This window comes from Chryseobacterium sp. Leaf180 (genome assembly GCF_001424585.1).
In the GTDB taxonomy this organism is placed as follows: domain Bacteria; phylum Bacteroidota; class Bacteroidia; order Flavobacteriales; family Weeksellaceae; genus Chryseobacterium.
Genome location: NZ_LMPJ01000001.1, coordinates 509,307 through 533,747 on the forward strand (window position 1 = coordinate 509,307; position 24,441 = coordinate 533,747).

Annotated in this window: 26 protein-coding genes; 14 read left to right on the forward strand and 12 right to left on the reverse strand. The window is 39.4% G+C overall.

Annotated features, from left to right (window positions below; genetic code table 11):
- Positions 1-34 precede the first annotated feature (34 nt).
- Together ASG01_RS02305 and ASG01_RS02310 are read left to right on the forward strand one after the other, a co-directional pair.
- Positions 35-1,396 carry an MATE family efflux transporter gene (locus tag ASG01_RS02305; RefSeq protein WP_055859320.1) on the forward strand — a complete coding sequence of 454 codons (1,362 nt, stop codon included), beginning with the start codon at positions 35-37 and terminating at the stop codon, positions 1,394-1,396.
- A 65-nt stretch (positions 1,397-1,461) separates the two neighbouring features.
- Positions 1,462-1,854, forward strand: a complete 393-nt coding sequence (locus tag ASG01_RS02310) for an HU family DNA-binding protein (RefSeq protein ID WP_055859323.1) — start codon at positions 1,462-1,464, stop codon at positions 1,852-1,854.
- A gap of 212 nt (positions 1,855-2,066) precedes the next feature.
- Here the strand turns inward: ASG01_RS02310 and ASG01_RS02315 are convergent, their stop codons facing one another.
- The 3 genes from ASG01_RS02315 to era all read right to left on the reverse strand — a co-directional run bounded on the left by ASG01_RS02315 (position 2,067) and on the right by era (position 5,970).
- The gene (locus tag ASG01_RS02315; RefSeq protein WP_055859326.1) at positions 2,067-4,469 is read right to left on the reverse strand and encodes an alpha/beta hydrolase family protein; all 2,403 of its coding nucleotides are present in this window, start codon (positions 4,467-4,469) and stop codon (positions 2,067-2,069) included.
- Positions 4,470-4,599: 130 nt separating this feature from the next.
- Positions 4,600-5,028 carry a DoxX family protein gene (locus ASG01_RS02320; RefSeq protein ID WP_055859329.1) on the reverse strand — a complete coding sequence of 143 codons (429 nt, stop codon included), beginning with the start codon at positions 5,026-5,028 and terminating at the stop codon, positions 4,600-4,602.
- Between the two features lie 66 nt (positions 5,029-5,094).
- Positions 5,095-5,970 carry a GTPase Era gene (gene era, locus ASG01_RS02325; protein ID WP_055859332.1) on the reverse strand — a complete coding sequence of 292 codons (876 nt, stop codon included), beginning with the start codon at positions 5,968-5,970 and terminating at the stop codon, positions 5,095-5,097.
- A gap of 151 nt (positions 5,971-6,121) precedes the next feature.
- Between era and ASG01_RS02330 the strand changes: the two genes are divergently transcribed.
- Together ASG01_RS02330 and ASG01_RS02335 are read left to right on the forward strand one after the other, a co-directional pair.
- Entirely contained in the window at positions 6,122-6,448 is a 327-nt protein-coding gene (locus ASG01_RS02330) for a DMT family transporter (protein ID WP_055859335.1), read from the forward strand.
- A 37-nt stretch (positions 6,449-6,485) separates the two neighbouring features.
- Complete coding sequence (locus tag ASG01_RS02335; protein ID WP_055859338.1) at positions 6,486-7,193, forward strand: T9SS type A sorting domain-containing protein; 708 nt, start codon at positions 6,486-6,488, stop codon at positions 7,191-7,193.
- Between the two features lie 45 nt (positions 7,194-7,238).
- Here ASG01_RS02335 and ASG01_RS02340 read toward each other — a convergent pair whose 3' ends face one another.
- The 5 genes from ASG01_RS02340 to gpmI all read right to left on the reverse strand — a co-directional run bounded on the left by ASG01_RS02340 (position 7,239) and on the right by gpmI (position 12,077).
- The gene (locus ASG01_RS02340) at positions 7,239-8,006 is read right to left on the reverse strand and encodes a class I SAM-dependent methyltransferase (RefSeq protein ID WP_055859341.1); all 768 of its coding nucleotides are present in this window, start codon (positions 8,004-8,006) and stop codon (positions 7,239-7,241) included.
- Positions 8,006-8,815, reverse strand: a complete 810-nt coding sequence (map, locus tag ASG01_RS02345; RefSeq protein WP_055859343.1) for a type I methionyl aminopeptidase — start codon at positions 8,813-8,815, stop codon at positions 8,006-8,008. Before map ends, ASG01_RS02340 begins: the two co-directional genes overlap by 1 nt.
- Before the next feature lie 90 nt (positions 8,816-8,905).
- Positions 8,906-9,337, reverse strand: a complete 432-nt coding sequence (locus ASG01_RS02350) for a BT0820 family HAD-type phosphatase (RefSeq protein WP_055859347.1) — start codon at positions 9,335-9,337, stop codon at positions 8,906-8,908.
- 95 nt (positions 9,338-9,432) lie between these two features.
- Complete coding sequence (locus tag ASG01_RS02355) at positions 9,433-10,413, reverse strand: acyl-ACP desaturase (RefSeq protein ID WP_055859350.1); 981 nt, start codon at positions 10,411-10,413, stop codon at positions 9,433-9,435.
- A 122-nt stretch (positions 10,414-10,535) separates the two neighbouring features.
- Complete coding sequence (gene gpmI / locus ASG01_RS02360; protein ID WP_055859353.1) at positions 10,536-12,077, reverse strand: 2,3-bisphosphoglycerate-independent phosphoglycerate mutase; 1,542 nt, start codon at positions 12,075-12,077, stop codon at positions 10,536-10,538.
- 162 nt (positions 12,078-12,239) lie between these two features.
- On the opposite strand from gpmI, the gene ASG01_RS02365 reads away from it, so the two are divergent.
- From ASG01_RS02365 to ASG01_RS02390, 6 genes are all read left to right on the forward strand, one after another.
- Entirely contained in the window at positions 12,240-12,563 is a 324-nt protein-coding gene (locus ASG01_RS02365; RefSeq protein ID WP_055859356.1) for a translation initiation factor, read from the forward strand.
- Positions 12,564-12,578: 15 nt separating this feature from the next.
- Positions 12,579-13,433, forward strand: a complete 855-nt coding sequence (locus ASG01_RS02370) for a nucleoside phosphorylase (protein WP_055859359.1) — start codon at positions 12,579-12,581, stop codon at positions 13,431-13,433.
- A gap of 94 nt (positions 13,434-13,527) precedes the next feature.
- The gene (locus ASG01_RS02375) at positions 13,528-13,827 is read left to right on the forward strand and encodes a hypothetical protein (protein ID WP_055859362.1); all 300 of its coding nucleotides are present in this window, start codon (positions 13,528-13,530) and stop codon (positions 13,825-13,827) included.
- Positions 13,828-13,944: 117 nt separating this feature from the next.
- Positions 13,945-14,754 carry an enoyl-ACP reductase gene (locus ASG01_RS02380; RefSeq protein ID WP_055859366.1) on the forward strand — a complete coding sequence of 270 codons (810 nt, stop codon included), beginning with the start codon at positions 13,945-13,947 and terminating at the stop codon, positions 14,752-14,754.
- A gap of 184 nt (positions 14,755-14,938) precedes the next feature.
- Positions 14,939-15,679: an NUDIX hydrolase gene (locus ASG01_RS02385; protein ID WP_055859368.1), complete on the forward strand. Its 741-nt coding sequence runs from the start codon at positions 14,939-14,941 to the stop codon at positions 15,677-15,679.
- Positions 15,680-15,742: 63 nt separating this feature from the next.
- Entirely contained in the window at positions 15,743-16,921 is a 1,179-nt protein-coding gene (locus ASG01_RS02390; protein ID WP_055859373.1) for an acyl-CoA dehydrogenase family protein, read from the forward strand.
- Positions 16,922-16,962: 41 nt separating this feature from the next.
- Here ASG01_RS02390 and ASG01_RS02395 read toward each other — a convergent pair whose 3' ends face one another.
- From ASG01_RS02395 to rsmG, 3 genes are all read right to left on the reverse strand, one after another.
- Positions 16,963-19,656: a PD-(D/E)XK nuclease family protein gene (locus ASG01_RS02395; RefSeq protein ID WP_055859376.1), complete on the reverse strand. Its 2,694-nt coding sequence runs from the start codon at positions 19,654-19,656 to the stop codon at positions 16,963-16,965.
- On the reverse strand, positions 19,653-20,189 hold the full coding sequence (locus ASG01_RS02400) for a DUF922 domain-containing protein (RefSeq protein WP_055862074.1): 537 nt from the start codon (positions 20,187-20,189) through the stop codon (positions 19,653-19,655). Before ASG01_RS02400 ends, ASG01_RS02395 begins: the two co-directional genes overlap by 4 nt.
- A gap of 83 nt (positions 20,190-20,272) precedes the next feature.
- Positions 20,273-20,908: a 16S rRNA (guanine(527)-N(7))-methyltransferase RsmG gene (gene rsmG, locus ASG01_RS02405; protein WP_055859379.1), complete on the reverse strand. Its 636-nt coding sequence runs from the start codon at positions 20,906-20,908 to the stop codon at positions 20,273-20,275.
- A 152-nt stretch (positions 20,909-21,060) separates the two neighbouring features.
- Here rsmG and ASG01_RS02410 point away from each other — a divergent pair, with 152 nt between their 5' ends.
- The 4 genes from ASG01_RS02410 (at position 21,061) to ASG01_RS02425 (ending at position 23,669) form a co-directional block, all read left to right on the forward strand.
- Complete coding sequence (locus ASG01_RS02410; RefSeq protein WP_055859382.1) at positions 21,061-22,260, forward strand: pyridoxal phosphate-dependent aminotransferase; 1,200 nt, start codon at positions 21,061-21,063, stop codon at positions 22,258-22,260.
- Positions 22,261-22,368: 108 nt separating this feature from the next.
- Positions 22,369-23,001, forward strand: coding sequence for a peroxiredoxin (locus ASG01_RS02415; RefSeq protein WP_055859385.1), 633 nt, complete (start codon positions 22,369-22,371; stop codon positions 22,999-23,001).
- Positions 23,002-23,115: 114 nt separating this feature from the next.
- Entirely contained in the window at positions 23,116-23,424 is a 309-nt protein-coding gene (locus tag ASG01_RS02420) for a thioredoxin family protein (RefSeq protein ID WP_055859388.1), read from the forward strand.
- Positions 23,421-23,669, forward strand: coding sequence for a DUF6952 family protein (locus ASG01_RS02425; protein ID WP_055859391.1), 249 nt, complete (start codon positions 23,421-23,423; stop codon positions 23,667-23,669). The genes ASG01_RS02420 and ASG01_RS02425 overlap by 4 nt, the downstream gene beginning before the upstream one ends.
- A 73-nt stretch (positions 23,670-23,742) precedes the next feature.
- Here ASG01_RS02425 and ASG01_RS02430 read toward each other — a convergent pair whose 3' ends face one another.
- Entirely contained in the window at positions 23,743-24,432 is a 690-nt protein-coding gene (locus tag ASG01_RS02430) for a Bax inhibitor-1 family protein (protein ID WP_185097214.1), read from the reverse strand.
- Positions 24,433-24,441: the final 9 nt, after the last annotated feature.

The following is a 24,441-nucleotide window of genomic DNA, read 5'->3' on the forward strand; positions in this document are numbered from 1 at the left end:
GTAATTATGCTGCAGATTTTTTTTGTATTAAACCATGACATTCCTTAATAAAAACTACACCAAAGAAGCACTCACCCTCGCACTTCCCGTAATGCTTACGCAGGTAGGCCAGGTTTCTGTTAACCTTTTCGACAATATCATTGTGGGAAGACTTCTCGGTGCAGATGCACTTGCGTCGGTATCTTTGGGCAATGCGGTCTTTTTCTCGATGTTCGTTCTGGCGTTGGGTTTCTCCTTTGCCATTCCGCCATTGGTGTCTGAGGCGCATTCTCAGCACGATCACAAAACGATCAACTCAGTATTCAGCCACGGGTTTGTAATCAATATGTCGGTAGGATTTATCTTAATGACACTTCTTTTAACAGGAATGCCGCTGCTCTATCATTCAGGGCAGCCTGCGACAATTGTTCCCAATACAGTAGATTTCCTCACCATCATGGCGGTCAGTATCATCCCTTTTATGGCGTTTCAGACACTGCGGGAAGTATCAGAAGGTCTGTCGTACACGATCGGTGTAACCAAAGCGACGATCATTGCCAACGTCATCAATATTGCGCTAAACTATGTCTTTATTAAAGGAATGTGGATTTTCCCTGAGATGGGCGTGAAAGGTTCGGCACTCGCCAGCCTTATCGCCAGAATCTTTATGGTGATCTTCCTGTATTTTGTATTGATGAAAGAGCCGAAAACCAAACAGTACATCAAAGATTTCACCTTAAAAGCACAGATCTTTTCAAAGAATATGTTTGAGAAAATGATCCGTCTCGGCTTTCCGACCGCTTTACAGATGTTCTTCGAAGTGACGGCTTTTGCTGCGGCTGCATTCATTTGCGGACTGGTTTCTGCCCACGATATCGCCTCGCATCAGATCGCCCTCAGTATGGCTTCATTCACCTTCAACCTATGTATCGGTTTCAGTGTCGCATCAACAGTGATGATCGGACGGAAGCTTGGCGAACAGAACTTCGTAGAACTCCGCAAAATCGGTATTAATAATCTTAAAATCGCCTTTCTCTTTATGTGTCTCTGCGGTTTGTTTTTCGTGATCGGCCGAAACGTTTTGCCAACCTTCTTTACCAAACCCGAAGAAACCGAAGTCATCCTTTTAGCATCAAAACTCATGATCATCGCTGCATTATTCCAGCTTTCAGACGGCATTCAGGTGACGGCTTTGGGAATGCTTCGCGGACTTCAGGATGTGAAAATTCCTTCTATCTACACCTTCATTGCGTACTGGCTTATTACCATTCCTTTAGGATATATTCTTTGCGTCACCATGGAAATGGGCGCGCTCGGTATGTGGATTGCGCTCGGCCTGGGACTTACCATCTCTGCCGTAATGCTCGTCAAACGTTTTCTCAATATGTCTGCCCGAAGATTAAAATCTTCTGAGTAGAAAATTTTTTATGATATTGCTTTAAATGGTATATTTGATTTAAATAATTCTTAAAACACAACGATATGCCAGTACAGTACACATTAACACAGAAAGGTAATCCTTCTAAACCTACAGCACCAAAGAAGTATTACGCCAATGCAAAATCTTCGGGTGAAGTGACCTTAAGAAGTCTCAGCAAAGAAATAGCAGGTGCATCAACTACCGTAAGCGACACCGATGTTTTGGCGGTTCTTAATGATTTAACGAAGATACTTTCCAGACATCTTGCCGAGGGAAAAATTGTAAGGTTCGGTGATTTTGGATCATTCAGTTTAACCCTCAGCAGCGAAGGCTCAGAGCAGGAATATGATTTTAATGCTTCAATGATCAAAACCGCGAAGATCGGCTTCAGACCGGGTTTGGATCTGAAAGATATGCTTGCTACATTGAAGTTTGAGAAAGCAAGTAGGGATTAATAAAAAAGCAGGCGTGCTTTCACCCAAAAGCCCGCCTGCTTTTACCTAAAAGCCCGCCTGCTTTTTGAAAAAGCAGGCGGGCTTTTTACTAAGTCGTTACTACGAGTTGCCAAAGTCGTCTAAGGCTTTATTTAAAAGCCATATTGTGAAGCTTTTATAGCCTTAAAATCAATACAAAAAAAACCTTACTCTCATCGAGTAAGGTTTTGCTTTTATTTCTTTAAACATTTCTCCAGAAACTGATCCTGTTCCCAAAGAAGGTGCAGAATGTTTTCTTTGGCGACGTAGCCGTGCGCTTCTTTCGGCAGCAGCACCATCTTCACCGGTGCGCCGAGATTCTTTAAAGCCTGAAAATATCTCTCGGTCTGCAGCGTAAAGGTTCCCGGGTTGTTGTCGGCATCACCGTGGATGAGAAGCAGCGGCGTCTTCATCTTGTCGGCATTCATAAACGGCGACATCGTGTTGTAAATCTCAGGTACATCCCAGTAATTTCTCTGCTCACTCTGGAAACCAAACGGCGTCAAAGTACGGTTGTACGCACCACTTCTGGCAATACCGCATGCATAATCTTTGGAATGTGTCAATAGATTTGCGGTCATAAACGCGCCGTAAGAGTGCCCGCCCACTGCCACTTTTGTGCGGTCTATGTAGCCAAGTTTGTCTAAAGCGTCGATCGCAGCGCGGCCGTTTGCCACAAGCTGCGGGATGAAAGTATCGTTGGGCTCGGTCTTTCCTTCACCGATAATCGGGAACGCGGCATCATCGAGCACAGCATATCCTTTGGCCGTCCAGTACACAAAAGAGCCATAATTCGGGAAGGTAAAATCGTTCGGGTTCTGCGTATTCTGCCCTGCGGTGTTCCTGTCTTTGTATTCAGTCGGGTACGCCCAGATCAGGAGCGGCAGTTTTTCTTTCTTCGCTTTGCGGTCGTAGTTGGCTGGTAGGTATAAAGTTCCCGTAAGCGTCACGCCGTCGTTACGTTTGTAGGTAATCACTTCCTTATATACATCTTTAATGCTTTCAAAAGGATTTGGGAAGGCGGTTATCGCATCTGCTTTATTTGATTTAATATTCTTTCTGAAATAATTGGGATACGCACTTGCAGACTGCTGTATGGTGAGGATGTCTCCCTTCGCCGGATCAATAATATCGATGATATCTTCTTTGCCGGTCTTCAGGTTTGAGGTGTACAGTCTTTTCTTTTTTAAAGTTTTCACATCCATCTCATCGATGAAAGGATGCTGACCGTCTTTGGTAAAGCCGTCGCCGATGAGGTAGGCTTTATCCTTTTTCATATCTAAAACATAGCGGCCGTAATCGTTTTTCACGGTGTTAAAAGTCCCCGGATCACTGTAGACATCCTGGTAATTCCTGTCCTGAATCACTCTCGAGCTGCCATCATTGAGATCAACTAAATACGATTTTGTATTTCGCGTGTCGTACCAACCTTCAGAAACGATTGCGTAATGATTATTCGTCCAGCTCGTGCCTTCATACCGTTGTTTCGTTTTAAAGAAAGACTTCGGTGAAGCGTTGAAAGGCGCCTGCCACGTGAATATCTCGTCACGGTAGTCTGCACTTTTCGACTGGTCGCCGCCGTCTAATGCTTCTGTATACACCAAAGTTGCCGGCTCATCTGCACGCCAGCTCATATCTCTCTTGCCGGTTCGTACCGATGAAAAGCCTTTGGGCATGATTTCATTTAAAGGAACATCGTTTACTGTCTTTACCATTTTGCCTTCTGCATCGTACACCGTCGTCGTCATCGGGAATCTGCTGAGGGGAACGATATAGGAAAATGGCTTCTTAATCGTCGTCAGCATGAGGTAATTTCCGTCTGGTGAATAGGAAATTCCGGCGTACATATCCTGATCTTTCAGCTTCTTCATGCTGCCGTTCATATCAACATACTGCAGTTCGGATGCGGTGAGGATTTCAAAATTCTTCTCGTCTTGCGGGTTTTTCAGCAGATCCTGATAGGTTCTGTTCTGCGACACTTTGCCGTCTGCTGTAGAGACAATCGGGCCGGTCGGAAGATCTTTGGAAGAATCGCTCAGCTTCATTCGGTTCTCCGGAAGTGTTTTTACAAGGAAACGCTGAGAATCTTTCATCCAGATGTAAGGATTACCGAGGTTGGCGTTGAGGTTGTCTTTGGTGATTTTCTTCGCGGTTGCGGTTTCAAGATCGACGATCCAGAGTTCTACGCCTCTGTCGGTTGTATTGGTGAAGGCCAGCTTTTTCTCATCTGGTGAGAACGATGTATTGGTAATCTTAGGATTTTGCGGAAGATTCTTTACCTGCGTTTCGGTCTTGTCACTCATTCTGCGTACTTTCAGATTGTTAGAATACGTAGCAGAACTAGAGATGTTGGTAACAGGATTAATGCGCAGTCCGCCGAGTTTCATCTCCTGCTGATTGAGATCGTCGAGGGTTTTGTAGGTCGGTCTGTAGACGAAAACGACCCAGTCTTTCTTCGAATTGGTAAGAACGCTTGGTGGCCTTTCGTAATCGGCAAGCTTCAGAATCTCCGCCGATGGTTTTTGATAGGTGATATTCTCCTGCGCTTCATAAAAATTAAGGAAAGCAAGCAGGCAGATGGTGAGTTTTATCTTCATGAAATGTTGAATTGATTTTCACGAAAATAAGAAAAACTTTCTGGCAAAAGAAAAGTCTTTCGGAAGATTTTGCAGCAAAGAAAAAGAGCAACTGTATGCTGCTCTTCGAATGTTTAACCTTAAAATATAATTACCAGTCGCTTGCGCGTCTTCTTTTTTCTATCATATAATCAACGGAAATCTTTCCGGCACCAACCGTGATCAGCACCATATATATCGCAGCGTACAGCAGACTCATCTCGCGGTCACTAAACGGATCTGCGCCATGAACGACAAAAGCGGCAATACCCATCGTGAATAATAAAATGCCTGATGCAATTCTTGTGAATAAACCTAAGATAATAAAGATCGAACAGACAAACTCGGCTAAGACTGTTAAAGCAAGGGAAACTGTCGTTCCCATTCCGAGAAAATCGTAAAAGTCGGCAGTTTTTCCGGAAATGAGTTGCTGAAGTTTAGGAAAACCGTGCGTGAGCATTGCAAATCCCACAAACAGTCTCACCACAAACACCACAATATCTACCTTCAGGTTGCGGTTTGATCCATTCAAGTTATTCATTTCATTAAGTTTTAACTAAGATAGCACTTATTTGTGAAATCTTGATTAAAATCATAAAAAGTATGTTTATCTGTAGCCAAAATTCTTCAGATCCCGGTCATTTTTACGCCAGTCTTTCTTCACTTTCACGAAAAGATTGAGGTGAATTTTCTTCGAGAAAAACTTCTCCAGATCTATTCTTGCTTCAGTTCCGACCTTTTTTATCGCTTCACCTTTATGCCCGATGATGATGCCTTTCTGCGTGTCGCGCTCTACATAAATAATAGAATCGATGAAAATGATGCCTTCTTTTTCTTTAAACATTTCCGTCACTACTTCTACAGAATACGGAATTTCTTTCTCATAATTAAGCAAAATTTTCTCACGGATGGCTTCATTTACAAAGAAACGTTCCGGCTTGTCGGTGTACATATCTTTGTCGTAATAAGCAGGACTTTCGGGCAGCATTGATTTTAATTTCGGTAAAATAACATCAATGTTGAAAGCATTTAATGCAGAGATCGGCAGAATCTCCGCCTTCGGAATGCGCTCGTGCCAATCTGTCGCAATCTTTTCCAGTCCTTCCTGATTAGTTTGATCGATCTTATTAAGAAGCAACAAAACAGGCACCGGGATTTTATTCAGCTTGTCGATCAGAAATTCTGAAGGTGCAGCTTTATCGGTCACATCCACAATAAAAAGAAAAACATCGGCATCCTGCAGAGAATCTTTCACAAAATCCATCATTTTTTCCTGCAAACCATATTTCGGATCCAGCACGCCGGGCGTATCAGAAAATACAATCTGAAGATCTTCTTCATTATAAATCCCGAATATTCTGTGTCTTGTCGTCTGTGCTTTTTGGGTAACGATGGCCAGCTTCTCGCCCATCAACTGATTGAGCAGCGTAGATTTCCCCGCATTGGGCTTTCCTACGATGTTTACAAATCCTGCTTTGTGCATATAAATGTTTTAAAACTTATCTAATAAATATTGAGCAGCAAAGTTAAGGAAACAAAACCGTACACTCCCGAATTTGCCAAAAAACTCGCCCGAGCATCTTTCAGCGGTTTTAATAATCTTATATTTACGCTTAAACCTTAATTGATTTTTTATGAACTGGATTATTCTGATTATTGCAGGATTTTTTGAAGTGGCTTTCGCAAGCTGCCTCGGGAAAGTAAAAGAAACAACCGGAACCGCAATGTACATTTGGTTTGCAGGATTTTTAGTTTGCCTTACTGTAAGTATGCTTTTATTAATCAAAGCCACTCAGACTCTACCGATTGGTACAGCTTACGCGGTCTGGACAGGTATTGGGGCAGTCGGAACCGCACTTGTCGGAATCTTCTTCTTTAAAGATCCGGCAACTTTCTGGCGCATCTTTTTTATCTGCACGCTCATAGGCTCCGTGATTGGTTTGAAAGCAGTTTCGCATTAAATAATTTTAAATATCTTCGCGGCTAAATTTAGTTTTAATGAAAAAAGCTTTACTTCTTCTTTTTATCGGTGGTCTCTTAAATGCGCAGATCAGCGATTTACTTTCAAACAACTGGTACATTTCTAAAATGGTAACAAGTGCCGGCGTTACAACCAATACGCCGGTTATGGATATGAGCGTTCCTGCGTCAACATTTACGTCTGCGGGTTCCAGTTATGTTTTTACTTCAAGATATTACAATCAGGCTTCATTCGCATTCGGAATCATGCCGGGAACGACAAACATGATTAAAACCGCGCAAAGCTGTACCCTTTTATTTTACAATGGTGGAAATGCTACTGCCGTAAGAAACTATGATCAGAAAAACTGTGATTTTTATATAAACGGTGCCTATGCATCGGTTTACAGTTATGTGCTTACTACGACAGGAACTTTGAAAACGCTTGCGATTACCGATCCTTCTGGCAATAAAATATATTATAATAATACAGCAAATCTTGGAACAAGTGATTTGGACTTGAATAAAAAATCATTCGAAATTTATCCCAATCCTGTAAACGATGTGCTTAATATAAATATTGCTGAGAAAAATGTTCCGGTAAAGATTTTTGATATTTCAGGGAAAATTGTTTTACAGACGGTAAGTTCTGACAAGAATTTTAAAATAGATGTCAGCAGTTTGCCAACGGGACAATACATTTTAAATATTGAAAACTACACAGCAACAAAATTTTCAAAAAATTGATAAATTTATTTAATCAAAGAAAAACGTCTTCCGAAAAGAAGACGTTTATTTTTTGTACACAATGGGAAGAATCTCATTGCGGTTCAGACCGTATTTTTTAATTTCTTCGTCGGAAAATGTCTGCGAATAATAATTAATTTCAACTTCAAAACCTGCATCGCGAAGTCGGTCAAAATAGTCAATTCCGTACCAACGAACATGATCATACTGCCCAAAATGTTTCTGTCTTTCTGCCGGATTTTTTATGGTGAAATCTTCGTACGTTTTCATCAAAGAATTCTTCATCGGAACCTGCAAAATTCCCCATCCGCCAGGTTTCAAAACACGGTACAGCTCACTCATCGCTTTTGAATCGTCTTCTATATGTTCTAAAACGTGATTGCAAAATATCACATCAAAACTTTGTGAAGCAAAAGGCAAATCGAGAATATCGGCTTTCACATCAACAATAGGAGAATACAGATCAGCAGAAATATAATCAAGATTCTGCATTTTTTTAAATTTCCGGAGAAATTCCTGCTCGGGAGCAATATGAAGGACTTTGGTATTTTTAATGAAAAATTCGGTTTCGTTCTGAAGATAAAGCCACATTTGACGGTGCCTTTCAAGGCTCAAAGTTCCGGGAGACAAAGCGTTCTCACGTTGTTTTCCGTAGCCGTACGGTAAAAATTTTCTGTACGATTTGCCGTCAATAGGATCAAAGAATTGATCACCTTTAAAAAACTGATAAATTAACGGACGAGCCAAAACACTTGCTTTGATAAGCAAAGGTCTTGGAATTTTATTCAGCAGAAATCCGGTAATTTTTTTCATTAAAAATCCATTTGAAATGGCGCTTCTTCGTCGCTCGTAATGCCAAGCGCTTCGTAAACATATTTGAAAGTCGACAGCAGAACCGGTTTTCCGTTGATAACTGCCACATCATGCTCGAAATGTGCCGAAGGCTGATTATCCAGAGTTGTCACGGTCCATCCGTCATTATGAAAACGAACCTTCTCCGATCCCATATTTATCATCGGCTCAATCGCGATGGTAAGACCGTCTTTGATCACTTTTCCACTTCCTTTTTTGCCATAATTTGGTACTTGCGGATCTTCATGCATTTTTCTGCCGACACCGTGACCGACTAAATCTCTAACCACGCCATAACCTTCTTTTTCACAGTGCGACTGAATTGCATGCGAAATATCTCCGATTCTCTTTCCGCGAACACACTGCTCGATTCCTTTGTACAAAGATTCTTTGGCAACTTTAAGAAGTTTTTTCGTCTCAGGTTTTACTTCTCCGATTTCGAAAGTGTAGGCATGATCGCCAACAAAACCATTCAAAACCGCTCCGCAATCTACAGAAAGCACATCACCTTCTTTTATTTCATCTTTATTTGGAAAACCGTGAACGACCTGTTCATTTGGTGAAATACAAAGCGAATGCGGAAATCCGCCATATCCTAAAAACGCAGGCTCTGCGCCGTGATCTTTAATATAATCATGCGCAAGTTTATCGAGATATAAAGTTGTGATTCCAGGTTTGATTTCTTTCGCGATCATTCCTAAAGTTCTGGAAACCAACTGTGCACTTTCGCGCATCAGACGAAGCTCGTCTATATTTTTTAACTGAATCATTTAATAAATTTGAGATTTGAACTATTGAATTTAAAATTACAGCTGATTTTGTAAACAACTTTATTTTATACATCAATTTCAAATTATATTTTACCAGAATAGTCCTTTTTTCTTTTCTTTTTTAAGTTTTGAATAAGGCAAAACTTCATTTCCTTCCACACGGAATTCGATTCTTTCATTGATGATATTATAAATCTCACCCCAACCAGGAAATCCGCCTAAATTACGGTCATCAATAAACCAGTCGGCATCAAGCTTACGCGACTGCACGTTCTGATCAAAAACTTCACCTTCAAAACTTGAATTGATCGCGTAAAATTCGATCCCGTTTTTACGGCAAAATTCTACGGCTTCATCCAAAGTCTGACCATGTCGGTAAGTCCATAGAATCAGACGAAAACCCTGCGACTGAAGCTTTTTCAGAGTTTCAAATGCAAAAATCTTTGCTTTACCGATTCCTGGGTACGCATCATCTACAATGGTTCCGTCAAAATCGACCGCAATTTTTTTATTATTCATCATCTTTTGTGATTTAGATTGGCAAAGATAGCAAATAAATAAAAAAGTGCCGATGGATACCGACACTCTTACGTTATAATTAACTGTTAAAAGATAATTTATTTTTTTACCCAGCTGAATTCAAACTGCAGATCTGGAGTAGAAACCCGGTCTGTAATTTTCTGAAGTCTTGATGGTAATTTCATTAAATATTCCTGAGCTTTTTCAGCTTTTTCGGTAAGACCTGTGATGTGCTCGATCTTCCATTCATCAAGCAATTCCTTCATAATATTTATATAATCCTGACCGGTGTAAACCATGCAACGCTGTGCAGCATCCGAAAAATGACCCCACAATTCGCCGGCTTTTTGCCCTGACTGTCTCATCATGTGCGCCGGCATTACGATTTTCTTACGCATCATATCTTCAAAAGCAAGAATCATTTCTGAAGGATCGAGTTCCAGAATTTTAGCTACAAAATGTTTGTAAGCTTTTGCGTGTCTTGCTTCGTCAGCTGCGATGACACCGCACATCTTAGCAAGTTTTCCGTTTCCAGACTGTTTTGCTAATGTTCCTACTCTTCTATGAGAAATATTGGTTGCAGTTTCCTGAAAACTCGTATAAATAAAGTTTCTGTACGGATCCATACTCGTTCCGATATCAAAACCGTCACTGATCAGATATTGTGTTGTAATCTCCACCTGACGCATATTAACACGACCGCAGAGATAAAGATATTTATTTAATAGATCGCCGTGTCTGTTTTCTTCGCCGGTCCACGATCTGATCCAATCTGCCCAGCCAACGGTTTGTTTTTCCTGATCGATACCATCTACGCTCAAAAGCCAGGATTCATAAGACGGAAGCGCCTCTTCCGTAATACAGTCACCAATTAAGGTTACAAACAAATCATAAGGCATTTCTCTTGCAAAAGTCTGAATCTCTTCAAGATCATATTTGAATTGATCGCTAGAAGGATCCGGAAGGTAATCTGAAGGCTGCCAAATTTTTTCGATGGGCGTCAAAAATTTTCCCAGAAAAGACCCTACTTCCTTCTCCAAAATTCCCATTACTTCTTTTCTTACCAGCGTGTTATACATTTTAAAATACGTTTATCCTTGCAAAGATATTAATAATTATATTAGAAATACTGCATTATGCATGCCATAATACAGATGACTTCTGTCAGAATTATTATTTAAACATTTAAATTAAATCAGAATTAGCTTACCAAAATATCGCCGGTCATCACCGCCGGAATATGAATTCCCATCACATGCAAAATAGTTGGTGCAATATCTCCGAGTTTTCCGGGTTTCAATTTCCAGGATTGTTCTTTATCCATAACAATTAACGGAACCAGATTTGTCGAGTGCTGTGTGTTTGGTGAACCGTCCGGATTGACCATTACATCAGAATTTCCGTGATCTGCAAGAATGAAAACGGCATAACCATGCTCATACGCGGCAGTCGCTACTTTCTGAATGCACTGATCCACCACTTCGGCTGCCTGAACTGCCGCTTCGAAAACGCCTGTATGACCTACCATATCTGTATTGGCAAAATTCAAACAGATAAAATCAGCCGTTTCGTTCTCGATTTCCGGAAGAATGGAATTGGTAATATCAAAAGCAGACATCTGTGGTTTCAGATCGTAAGTCGGCACATCTTTCGGGCTCGGACAAAGCAATCTTCGTTCGCCATTGAAAGGTTCTTCCCGGCCACCGGAGAAAAAGAACGTCACGTGAGGATATTTTTCTGTCTCTGCGATTCTGATCTGCGATTTTCCGTTTTGCTCTAAAATTTCGCCCATCGTTTCCTTCAACACTTCTTCATCAAAAACGACCTGAACATTTTCAAAAGTTTTATCGTAATTGGTAAGCGTCACGTAATGAAGTCTCAGTTTTTTCATTCCAAACTCCAGCATATCGTGCTGCGAAAGCACTTCCGTAATTTCACGGCCACGGTCTGTGCGGAAATTAAAGCAAATCACCACATCATCATCCACAATATTTGCTTCAGGAACCTCGTTGCCAATCTGCGTTTTCTGCATCATAATAATCGGCCTGATAAATTCATCCGTAATGCCTTCGTCGTAAGATTTTTGAATAGATTCGACTGCATCATAACTTCCTTCGCCAGTTCCGGCAACCATCGCATCGTATGCAAGTTTTACACGTTCCCAGCGTCTGTCACGGTCCATCGCGTAATATCTTCCGGTAATTGTCGCTAATTTTCCGGTTGAAATTTTCATATGATCTTCAAGCTCTTTTATAAAATCAATCCCAGAGTGCGGATCGCAGTCACGACCGTCTGTGAAAGCGTGAACGTAAACATTTTCATTAAAACCAAAATCTTTTGCTGCCGAAAGCAATCCTTTCAAATGATTGATATGCGAATGCACGCCTCCGTCAGAAACCAGACCGATGAAATGCACATTTTTATTCTCTTTTAAAGCATATGCAAATGCTTCCTGAATTACCTGCTCTTTACCAAGACTCCCATTTTCTACCGCCATGTTGAGCTTTACCAAATTTTGATAAACCACTCTTCCGGCTCCGAGATTCATGTGCCCGACTTCAGAATTTCCCATCTGACCGGCCGGTAAACCAACTGCGAGACCGCTTGCTTCGAGTGTTGTATGTGGGAAATTCTTCAGACAGCTGTCTATAAAAGGCGTGTTTGCCTGATCGAGTGCAGAAACTGCCGCATTTTTCCCCAAACCCCAGCCGTCTAAGATGGCGAGTATAGCTTTTTTAGACATAATAATCGTTTTGTTGCCCAAAAATACCGATTTCAGCGTAATTTTTTATGATTTTGAAACTTAAAATTTCGTTAAAGAATATTTTTTGTAATTAAAATTATTTAAAACAAGTCGGTTTGTGATTTGAAAAAAAGGCATTACTTTTAACCTTAAATAAATGATATGGATTTACGCGATCAGCTGAAAAATCTTTTCCCGGAGCATGATGAGCAGGATTTTGAAATGCCTGAAGAAGCTTTTAAACAAAAAGAACCTTTGGTCTGCAAATTTGAGAAAAAGGGCCGCGCAGGAAAACCGGTTACCATCATCGAAGGCTGGGAAGGCACCGAAGAGGGACTGAAAGATATTTCAAAAAAAATAAAATCAACACTTGGCATCGGAGGGTCTGAAAAAGACGGAACCATCATCATACAGGGTGACAACCGCGACAAAATAATGGCAATTTTAAAAGATCTTGGCTATAAGACAAAAAGAGTCGGAGGATAAAATTTAAATACAATTATGCAGCAAAAACTTGCCGCTTCTGAGCTTATACTAAATGAAGACGGAAGCATTTATCATCTAAATCTTCATGCAGGAGATATTGCCGAAAAAATAATTCTGGTTGGCGATCCGGATCGTGTTCCTAAAGTTTCGGAGTATTTTGATACTGTAGAAATCCGAAAAAACAAACGCGAATTTTACACACACACCGGAACTTTGCGCGGAGAAAGAATTTCTGTAATGTCAACAGGGATCGGAACAGAGAACATCGACATCGTGATGAATGAGCTTGATGCGCTCGTAAATATCGATTTAGAAAAGAAGGAAATCAGAAGTGAGAAAAAAGCCTTAAAATTATTCCGCATGGGAACGTGCGGAAGTGTAAATCCTGACATCGAAGTCGATCAGATGCTGGTGACAGAAAATGTTGTGGGTCTTGACGGTCTGATGAACTTTTATGCCGATTATGATTTTAAAAATGAATTTTCGGAAGCGTTTTATGAGAAATTTCCTTATGATAAAATAAAACCGATGCTCTATTTTTCTGAGTCTTCAACAGAACTTGCTTCATTATATAAGGATGCGAAATATCACGGAAATACGGCGACTTTTCCTGGGTTTTACGCGCCACAAGGAAGACAGTTACGCTTAAATGCGACCGATGAAAATTTTCTGGAAACATTAAATAATCTTGGTATCAGTAATTTCGAAATGGAAACTTCTGCCATCTATGCCTTCGCAAAACTTCTTGGTCATCATGCAATCACGGTCTGTAATGTAGTTGCCAATAGACGTCGAGGAGAATTCAGCAAAGATCATCATATATCAGAAAAAAAACTGATCGAATGGGTTTTGGATCGTGTTATTTCTTAAAATTAGCTTAAAAAGTTAAATATTTCATACCGGAAATATTTTAGGAACACTTCTTGTTTATAATAAAACAGAAACTTAAAAACATCAAAATATTATGGACAATCAAGATTACAACAACGCAGAAAAAGCAGTTAATAACGCAGAAAATTCTGTAAAAAATACTGCAAGTGATGTAAAGTGGAAAGCTGAAGATTTAGCTGACCGTGCGAAAGATTACATCAGCGAAAAAAGAGAGAACGATCCTGAAGCTACTCAGGAAGGTTGGTTTGAGCGAGTGAAAGAAAACATTTCAGACACTTGGGAAGACATTAAGGATGGAGCAAGTGATGCATGGGAAAAAACCAAAGATGCATCTGAAGATGTAAAAGCTGAATGGAGAAAGAAAACAAACTAAAATTCATTCTTTTTAAATATTATTCAAAAAAGCGGAGCTTTGTATAAAGCTTCGTTTTTTTGCGTATAAAAACTATTTTTATTGCTACATTTGTGCATCAATTAACATTAAAAAGATATGTCATACGGTTTACTAAAAGGTAAAAAAGGGATTATTTTCGGTGCTTTGAATGAGCAGTCTATCGCCTGGAAAGTTGCAGAAAGATGCCACGAAGAAGGTGCTGAGTTTATTTTGTCTAACGCTCCAATCGCTTTGAGAATGGGCGAACTGAATGGTTTGGCCGAAAAAACAGGTTCAGAAGTAATCGGTGCAGATGCAACTTCTACAGAAGATCTGAATAAACTTTTTGATGCTGCGATCGAAAAATTTGGTAAAATCGACTTTATACTTCATTCAATCGGGATGTCTGTCAATGTAAGAAAAGGCAAACATTACACAGAAATGAACTATGACTGGTTGGAAAAAGGCTGGGATATTTCTGCAGTTTCTTTCCACAAAGTAATGCGTACGGCTTGGGAAAAAGACTGTATGAACGAATGGGGAAGCATTTTGGCGCTGACTTATATCGCTGCTCAAAGAACATTTCCTGATTATAATGATATGTCGGATAACAAGGCGTATCTCGAAAGTATCGCAAGAACTTTCGGATATTACTGGGGCGAAAGAAAAGTGCGTGTAAATACTGTTTCTCAATCTCCAACGGTTACTACTGCTGGAAGCGGTGTGAAAGGTTTTGGCGGATTTTTAGGTTATGCAGAAGATATGTCTCCGCTTGGTAACGCTACAGCTTTGGAATGTGCAGATTACTGTGTCACTATGTTCTCTGATCTAACGAAGAAAGTGACGATGCAAAATCTTTTCCACGACGGTGGATTCAGCAATACAGGAGTATCGCAGAAAGTTATTCAGAAATATGATATTGAATAATTTACTAGCTTAAATAATATTTTATGTTTCGGCGGCACCTTCGGTGCCGCCGAAACTGTTTTAAGCGCAATAAAATAGAGCTTCAACCCAAGAATTTGCAAATCAGTAGAAATGCATTTAAATTTTACTTATTATTCACACCACATCGAAGATCATTGTTAAAAATAATTTTATTTTTGTTGCTATGAAAATGGAAGAAACAGAAAGCCGGAAAAAGCTGCAGCATCTCGTTGACGAAAAAAATTACATCCCACATCTATCAGTTGACTGTACGATTTTTGGTTTTCATAATAATATCCTGAAAGTTCTTCTGTTGCGTCATCCCGACTTCGACCGCTGGGCGCTTCCTGGCGGATATATTTATCAAAATGAAGATTTGCGCGTCGCTGCAGACCGAGTTTTATTTGAAAGAACGCATCTGACCGGAGTATTCCTTGAACAGTTTCATACTTTCGGAAGAGTAAACCGCACCGACGATTTTGTGCATCAGTCGGTTTTAAAAAACAGAAATATCGAATTTGATGAGAACCTCTGGATTTTAGACCGGTTTATTACCGTTGGATATTGCAGTCTTATCGATTTTTCCAAAGCCGATTCATTTCCAAATTCCAATACCGAAATTTGTGAATGGTTTGAAGTGAAAAATCTTCCTCAAATGATTTTTGATCACGCTAGAATTGTAGAAGAAGGTTATCTCTATCTCCAGAAAAATATCGACACGCAGATCGCTGCCAGCAATTTACTTCCAGAGAAATTTACGATGAAAGAACTTCAGCAGGTTTACGAAACCATTTTAGGCGAAGAATTCAGAAGAAATAATTTTCAGAGAAAAATCTTAAACAGCAATTCACTCGAGCGTCTAGAGAAATTCTACAGCGGCTCTGCCAACAAGGCGCCTTACCTCTACCGTTTCAAGAAAGATTAAATTTTTCCGCAAGATTTTTCGCCAAAAAGAATGAAAAGTCTTATTTTTAGGAAAATATTTTACATGTCATATTATCCGCTTACCAGCATCCCGGATTATTTTGGAATTGATGCGTTACTTACTGAAGAACACAAGCTCATCCGCCAGTCGATCAGAGACTGGGTAGAAAGTTTTGTGATGCCTCAGATCGATCAGGCAGCACAGGAACACCGCGATTTGCCAAACCTGATGAAAGAATTGGGAGCAATTGGCGCTCTCGGACCGTACATTCCGGAAGAATATGGCGGTTCCGGTTTAGATCAGATCTCCTACGGAATTATCATGCAGGAACTAGAGCGTGGAGATTCGGCGGTTCGTTCAGCGGCATCTGTACAGTCGTCATTGGTAATGTTTCCAATCAATGAATTCGGTTCTGAAGAGCAGAAAAAGAAATATTTACCAAAACTGGCTTCTGGCGAAATGATCGGTTCATTTGGTCTTACAGAGCCGAATCATGGTTCAGATCCTGGTTCTATGGAATCTCAGTTTAAAGACATGGGCGATCACTACTTGCTTAATGGCGCTAAAATGTGGATTACGAATGCACCGCTATGCGATATTGCCGTAATCTGGGCAAAAAATGAAGAAGGGAAAGTACAGGGATTAATTGTAGAACGCGGAATGGAAGGCTTCACAACACCTGAAACGCATAACAAATGGAGTTTGAGAGCTTCCAAAACCGGAGAATTGGTTTTCAATAATGTAAAAGTTCCTAAAGAAAATCTATTACCAAATGTTACTGGACTTAAAGGTCCATTGTCTTGTTTAAATTCTGCCCGTTATGGTATTTCGTGGGGCGTAATCGGTGCGGCAATTGACTGTTACTGCACTGCTGTTCAGTACTCTAAAGAAAGAAAACAGTTCGGAAAACCTGTTGGGGCATTTCAGCTTCAGCAGAAAAAACTGGCTGAATTTTTAACTGAGATTACCAAGGCACAACTTCTTTGTCTGCAGCTCGGTCATCTTAAAAATGATCACAAAGCTTCGCCCGCCCAGATCTCAATGGCGAAAAGAAATAATGTAAAAATGGCGATTGATATTGCCAGAGAATCACGTCAGGTTTTGGGAGGAATGGGAATTATGGGAGAATTTCCGATGATGCGCCACGCTGCTAATCTCGAATCGGTAATCACCTACGAAGGCACACACGACGTTCACCTTTTGATTACAGGAATGGATATTACAGGCTTCAATGCTTTTTAAATCATAAAAAAATCCGGCTCATTTTGCAGCCGGATTTTTATTTAAAACTGAAAACTCTTTACATTTTCTGTAAAATCGATTTCCGGATTTAAAATTTCTTCAATTAAACTTTTTACGCCAATCATTGCATCATCCAGATTTCCCTGCGCAAATTCCAGAGGCACTACTCCATTTTTTGCATCAGCGAAACTCCAGATTCCGGTTTCAACCGGCAAACCCCAAAATTCTGGTAAATTTTCTACAACATACTGATAAATGCAAAGCTGCAAAGCTTGCTTTCGATCACTGTTTCTAAAATAATCTTCAGCATTATCTTTATCAATTTTTACTGAAATATTCTTCACTTTTGCGGTTTTATAATCAATAATTCTGATCTTTCCGTCAATCCGGTCAATCCGGTCAATATAACCGTAGAAATTAATCTGATCATTTTCATTTAACTTAAATTCAACGTTTTCAAATTTCCGCTCGATATCGATAATTTCAAGTGCATGACCTTCTTTGATTAGATTTAAATCATGATTTAAAATGGACAAAACAACTTTTTCCGCAATAGCTTTATGAATAAAATTCATTCCCTTGGTGTAAAATTCCGGATGATGTTTCAGCTTCACAATTCCTTTTGAAATATATTCATCCAGTTTATTAAGTGAATTCTGTAAATCGTTTTGTTTTAAGATTTTACCTTTAAGCTCTTCATAGATTTCTTGAAGTGTGTAATGCACAAGATTTCCGTAATTTCTAACAGATAATTCTTCCTCAATTTCGTCTGCTTCAGCCGTTTTTAAAATTTTTGACAGATAAAAATCAACCGGATTATACAGATAACTCGTAAGATGTGAAGCTGAAACTTTATTTTTCCAAAGCTCTAACTGTTCCAGAACAATGGGTGTTTTTTTGAAAATTACAGGTTCACTGAAAATAGGTTCTGAAGTATTTTCGACAATAATATGCTCAATTTCGTGATCGCTTTCCATCTCAATCTGTGTGATAAACCTACTTTTTTCTCCTGTATTTACACCAGAGCTCAAGGCATTGTAAAGCAGATGAACGTTCTGCGAATCCTGAATCAAACGGTAAATATGATATGCATAAATACCATCATTTTCCAGAAAAGTGTGCAGATCAAAATGTTTCCGAATATCAAACGGAATGTAGGTATTGTGCGAATTTCCCAGCGGTAATTTTCCTTCGTTTACAGAAAGCAGAATCACATTTTCAAAGTTTAGAAGTCTGGTTTCCAGAAGTCCCATCACTTGAAGGCCTTCCAGAGGCTCACCTTCAAAATCTATATTTTCAGAATTGATGTGTTGGTTGATGAGTATTTCGAGCGTTTCCATTTTCACATCAAAACCATACGGCGACATCTGGTTTTTTATGATGCGGAACGTTTTTTCAAAATGCGAAACGTTTTCGTACTGAATATCATCCAGCGGAAGCCATTTTATCTGCTGACAATATTCATTTAACAGATCCAGAAAAGCCAATCCGGATTCGGATTTCAGCAGGAGCTTAAAATACGACAGTTTGCTTAGAAGCTCTCTGATCAGAGACGGTGAAATGTAAACAATATTTCGCTCTTCAATTTTAGATTTAAAAATATTGATGATATCTTCATCGTTTTCCGCGCGTGGCAGTTCATCAAAAATCGGATAAATGTCGCGGTAGTAATAGGAGGAATTGTTTTTCTCTAATTGTCTCTGAAGATAAAAAAGCTGTTTTACCGCATTCGAAAAAGAGAGATTTTTGAGAGGAAACCCCATTGTGATGTTTAGTTTTTCAAAATTGTGCATCACATCCAGACTTGCCGGAAGAAGATTTTCATCAAGCAGAACAACGGCGGTATTGCTCAGTTTCCGGTCCTGAATTTTCTCAAAAATATCTGGCAAAAGTTTCGTCTGCGTTACATTCCCGGAAACTTCATACACTTTTATATTTTTTAGCTGCCGAAAATCGTCTTCGATCCAGCAAAACGCACGCGAATCATTAAATTCTTTCCAAAGGCTGTGATCGCGCAAAAACCGTCCGGCTTCCTGCCTTTCATCATCAAAATAATATTTATCTGCCTGAAAAAAACATTTTGCTTTATCCCATTGCAAAAGGTTTCTCACGAGTTTTTCTTCTGTCGGCGTAAAAGCATTAAAGCCACAAAACACGAATTTCTTATCCGTTTCTTTGGCAAATTTTTCAGTTTTAATTTTCGCACATTCATGAATCATTCCCGGCGTTGCCCAATTTTTTGCCAAAAGTTCTTTTTTCAAAATCGGCAGATACACATTCATATTCCGCCAGAAATTGAGAAACTTTTTTCGCGGTGTATTTTCATCATCACCAAGATCCTGAGCCCACTCTTTAATGCGTTCTTCGTCATACATGTAGCGGAGAACATCGCCGTCATTTTCAGAAAATTTCAGCATATCGTCCCAGTCTTTCTGCAGCGTTGGGAACCATTTCAGGAATTCCGCAAAATCATCATTCGGCAAAACTCCGGATCTTTTATATACATTAAACGAAAAAAGCCAGAGCGCAACGCCACAGATCTGCTGCTGTTCAGAAATTTCGTTAATGAGTTCCTCAATTGTGAAAAAATTTGGAAGAAAGCCTGAATATTTTTTCTCAGCAAGAATTTTGCGGATAAAAACAATCGGCCGTTTGCCGGGAAGAACAATGTTGAAGGCCGAAAGATCGCTGTTTTCAGCGAGCAGTTCATCTACGATTTTATTTAAAAATTTCAAATTTTCTGGTAATTATTAAGTTCGGCAAGTGCGTCAGCGATCATAATATTATATTCTGCCTGCTTTTCTTTATTTTGTCCGTGATCGGTTTCTTTGTCGTACCGTTGCTGAAACTTCCTGTAATCGTTGGAAATTCTCGCGTATATCGACTTGAAATATTTTTTGTAATCTGACGTGTAGGTTATCTTCTCAGCTAATTCTTTACGAAGTTTTCTTGCGTGAAGTTCGGCAATGTCAAAATGTTTTTGCTCATGAACCAACACATAATCGTTGATTCTTTTTACATCTTTCCAAGACTTATCTTCGTTGAAAATAGTAGTAATTTCTATCTTCACAGGCTTTTTTGGATCGCTGGACGTGATGCTGGAATATTCCCAGCCGCAATGCGTGTACGCAACAACATCGGCTCCTCCCAAACTATTTTTGTTGCTTTTAAAATTGTTCCAGACCAGTTTTTTATCGGCGCTCCACACGATTTTTTGTGCCGACAATAAATTAGCAGCGAAGAAAAATAAAATGAATAATCCTCTCATAAAATTTCTGTGACGTTTTTTTACCGTCATTAATTAAACGAAAATTTACGATAAAAATTTGGAAGCAAATGTCTTAAAGTTCGTTAAGAATTAAAATTACCTTTCGAGACATAAACAACTTTTTTGGTGTCATAAAATTCTTCGTCAAAATAATTTTTCAGATTGAAAATTTCACAGCGAAGTCCGGCGAGTTCTTCTGCGAGATCGCCGCCTTTAAGGTAAAGAACGCCATTGTGCCTGGAGTTTAGCTGTTCTTTTTCAAATTTTCCTTTCAGCCAGCGAAGGAATTCCGGCATTTGCGTAACTGCACGGCTAACCACAAAATGAAATTTTTCTTTCACTTTTTCGGCTCGTCCGTGAATGGCTTTTACATTTTTTAAATCTAAACCTTCAGAAACTGTGTTCACGACGGTAATTTTCTTTCCAATAGAATCGATCAAAGTAAAATGCGCTTCAGGGAATAAAATTGCGAGCGGAATTCCGGGGAAACCTCCGCCAGTGCCGACATCCAGAATTTTGGTTCCCGGTGCAAACTGCATCACTTTGGCAATGCCGAGCGAATGAAGAATGTGTTTTTCGTAAAGCGATTCCATATCCTTGCGCGAGATGACGTTGATTTTTTCATTCCACTCGTTGTAGAGCGCTTCAAGTTTTTCAAATTGGGAAATCTGCTGCTCGGTAAGATCCGGAAAGTATTTTAAAATAAGTTGTGCCGACATATATGATTTTGAAGACACAAAAATAAGATTTATTTCAGAGAGATGTACAATGCAGATTTGCAACGTGAAATATGATAAGTTATGTGCATTTTTTCGGTTTTACCGGTAGAGATTAAAGTTTTATTATATATTTGTTTTAATACAAATACTGCATGAACAAATTATCAGACCGAGTAAACAGACTGGGATATTCTCAAACTTTCGTGATGTCGAATAAGGCGAGGGAAATGAAAGCCAGCGGAATAGATGTAATAAGTCTTACCTTGGGTGAGCCCGATTTTGATGTGCCGGATCATATAAAACAGGCTGCTTTTGACGCCATCAACGAGAACTACAGTCACTACTCGCCCGTTCCGGGATTTTTGGAACTTCGTGAAGCGATCTGCGAAAAACTGAAAAGAGATAATTCGTTAACCTACAAACCTTCCCAAATCTGCGTTTCTAATGGCGCAAAACAGGCGATCTTAAATGTTCTGGCGTCGATTATAAATGATGGTGACGAAGTTCTTCTTCCTGCGCCTTTCTGGGTGAGCTACGAAGAAATGGTAAAAATGATGGACGGCACTGCTGTTATGCTGCCAACCTCGTATGTTACTGATTATAAAATCACTGCCGAACAGCTTGAAACTGCGATTACCGAAAAAACTAAAGCAATATTGTTCAGTTCACCATGCAATCCTTCCGGTGGATATTATACGTTTGACGAACTGAAATCTTTGGCAAAAGTGATTGCGAAATATCCGCAGATTACCGTGATTTCAGATGAAATTTATGAATACATCAACTACGAAACAAAAACAACTTCTATAGCACAGTTCCCTGAGATTTATGAACAGACTGCCGTGATAAACGGAATGTCTAAAGCGTTTGCGATGACTGGTTGGCGAATCGGATATTCTGCCTGCCCCGAATGGCTGGCAAAAGCGTGTGAAAAAATTCAGGGACAAATGACAAGCGGAGCAAATACCGTGGCTCAGCGTGCGTCGATTACCGCTTTAAAAACTGATCCTTCGGAATACCGCTACATGATTGATGCGTTTGAAAAGCGCCGGAATATAGTCTACGAAATGATGCAGAAAATTCCCGGGTTTAAAGTTTTACTTCCAAAATCTGCATTTTATTTCTTCCCAGACGTTTCTTTCTACATTGGTAAAACTTTAAATGGAGTTCATATAAACGACAGCGATGATTTTGCTATGTTTATACTTGAACACGCATTTGTAGGTTGCGTCGGAGGTGTCTCTTTCGGAAGTAATGAATGCATCAGATTTTCCTACGCGGCTTCAGAAAAAGATTTGATTGATGCGATGACAAGAATTAAAAATCTTCTTATTGAAGTAAAATTTGATTAAGAAATTGCCTAAAACTTCAATAGATTTTATGAATTGTAAATGACCTTTGCGATAGATTAATATTTTTACCTTTGTGCAAGAAATATTAATTAAACAAAAACAAAATTTATGTCATTAGTAGGAAAAAAATTCCCAAACGTAACGATTGATGCAATGTCTGAAATGGGTGATGATCTTAGAATCAACATTTTTGAAGAAACTACGAAAAATCAACAGAAAGTTTTGCTTTTCTGGTATCCTAAAGACTTTACTTTTGTTTGCCCTACAGAATTACACGCTTTTCAGGAGGCTGCTGCTGAGTTTGAAAAGAGAAATACAAAAATTATCGGTGCTTCTTGCGATACAAACGAAGTGCATTTTGCATGGTTAAATGTGTCTAAAGACAATGGCGGAATTGAAGGAGTTACCTATCCTTTGCTTGCCGATACGCACAGACAGCTTGCCAATCTTTTGGGAATCGTAGATCAGGATTTTGATTACGATGAAGAAGGAAACGAGACTTATACAGGCTCAAACGTTACTTACAGAGCTACTTATCTTATCGACGAAACCGGAAAAATCTTCCATGAGTCAGTGAACGATATGCCTTTGGGAAGAAACGTGAAAGAATATATCAGACTTATTGATGCGTACACGCACGTACAGAAACACGGTGAAGTTTGCCCAGCAAACTGGGAAGAAGGAAAAGATGCTATGAAAGCAGACCGCACCTCTACCGCTGAATATTTAGCTAAAAACTAAGAGAATATCTTATTTTGAATGAGATAATTTGAAAATGATTTAAAAGATTATTTAAGAATTATCTCATTTTTTATTTTCGGGCAACATGTTCGACATATTTTTAAAATCACAATTATGTATACTGAGTTAACAGAAGATACGCTGCAGAATATTGTCAGCGAAAACGATAAAGTGGTCGTACAGTACGGCGCAACGTGGTGTGGAAACTGCCGCATCATGAAACCAAAATTTAAAAAACTGGCTGCTGAAAATGACGCAATTCCTTTTCTTTACGTAGATGCAGAGAAACTGCCGGAAAGCAGAAAGCTTGCGAAAGTTGATAATTTGCCGACGTTTGCTGTCTTTAGAAATGGAGAATTGGTAAATCAGGTACAGTCGAATCAGGCAGAAAGTTTGTATAATTTATTTAATGAAATAAAATGAAACTACCGATAATAAGACAGTTTTATCAAAACCAGACTCCGGAAAATTTAGAAAAAACACTTGAGGTTTTAGAAAGCTTTTCTGAGTTTCGCGGAACGAGCGATGAAGATCTGAATGTTGCCGGCGAACTGATTACCAATATTTGTGGCGCTCTCGAAGTTCACTCAAATGTTCAAAACGGAATGACAGAAAAAGATGCTTTAAACTCTTTTGCGCAGAAAGTTTTGGGATCAATCGACCGATAAAATTTTGATTTGAATAAAAAAGAAAACCTGACAGGAAACTGCCAGGTTTTTTTATTTACACATGATAGATTCTCTATCCTCTTCGGCTCATTAAAATTCTTAAAATATACCAGAAAAGCAGCATAATAGAAGCAAAAAGCTGCAATGCCGCGCCTACGTATTGAGAAGTTGAATACTGCTCTTTAAGTTTGCTGGTTTGATAAAGAATCGTTGCTGAAGCCAAAATAACCATTCCTACCGAAAACCAAAGTCCGAGATCGAAACCGAAAATCATTCCAGCTGCAATCAAACCAATCGCGATAAAACCACCGATTGTAATGATGTTTTGAAGGAATGAAAAATCTTTTTTTGAAGTAAAAGCCACTGCTGATATTCCTGCAAACATTGCTACAGTAAGCGTTGCTGCCTGAAAAATCACCTGTCCACCATCTGTATACGCCATCGCCAGATACATCATTGGCAAAAAAATCACAGCCTGCAAAACAACATAAAAAGCCAAACCGCCGTACTGCACCGATTTGCTTTGAGATAGCGACCATTTTTCGGCAAGAAAAGAGGCTAGCCAAAAAACTCCCAGTACCAAAAGCCAGCTGTAGCGCTGCCCGATCATCATAAAAATAAGTTCGGCGGGAACTGTTTTGAGCAAAATGGTTTCCAGAGCCATAAATGCCAAAATAGCTAAAGCAACATGCGTGTAGGTTTTCCTGTAAAATTCTGCTTTTTCTACATCCGTAGATTGCATCACGAGATTGTTTGTAAACATAATTATATT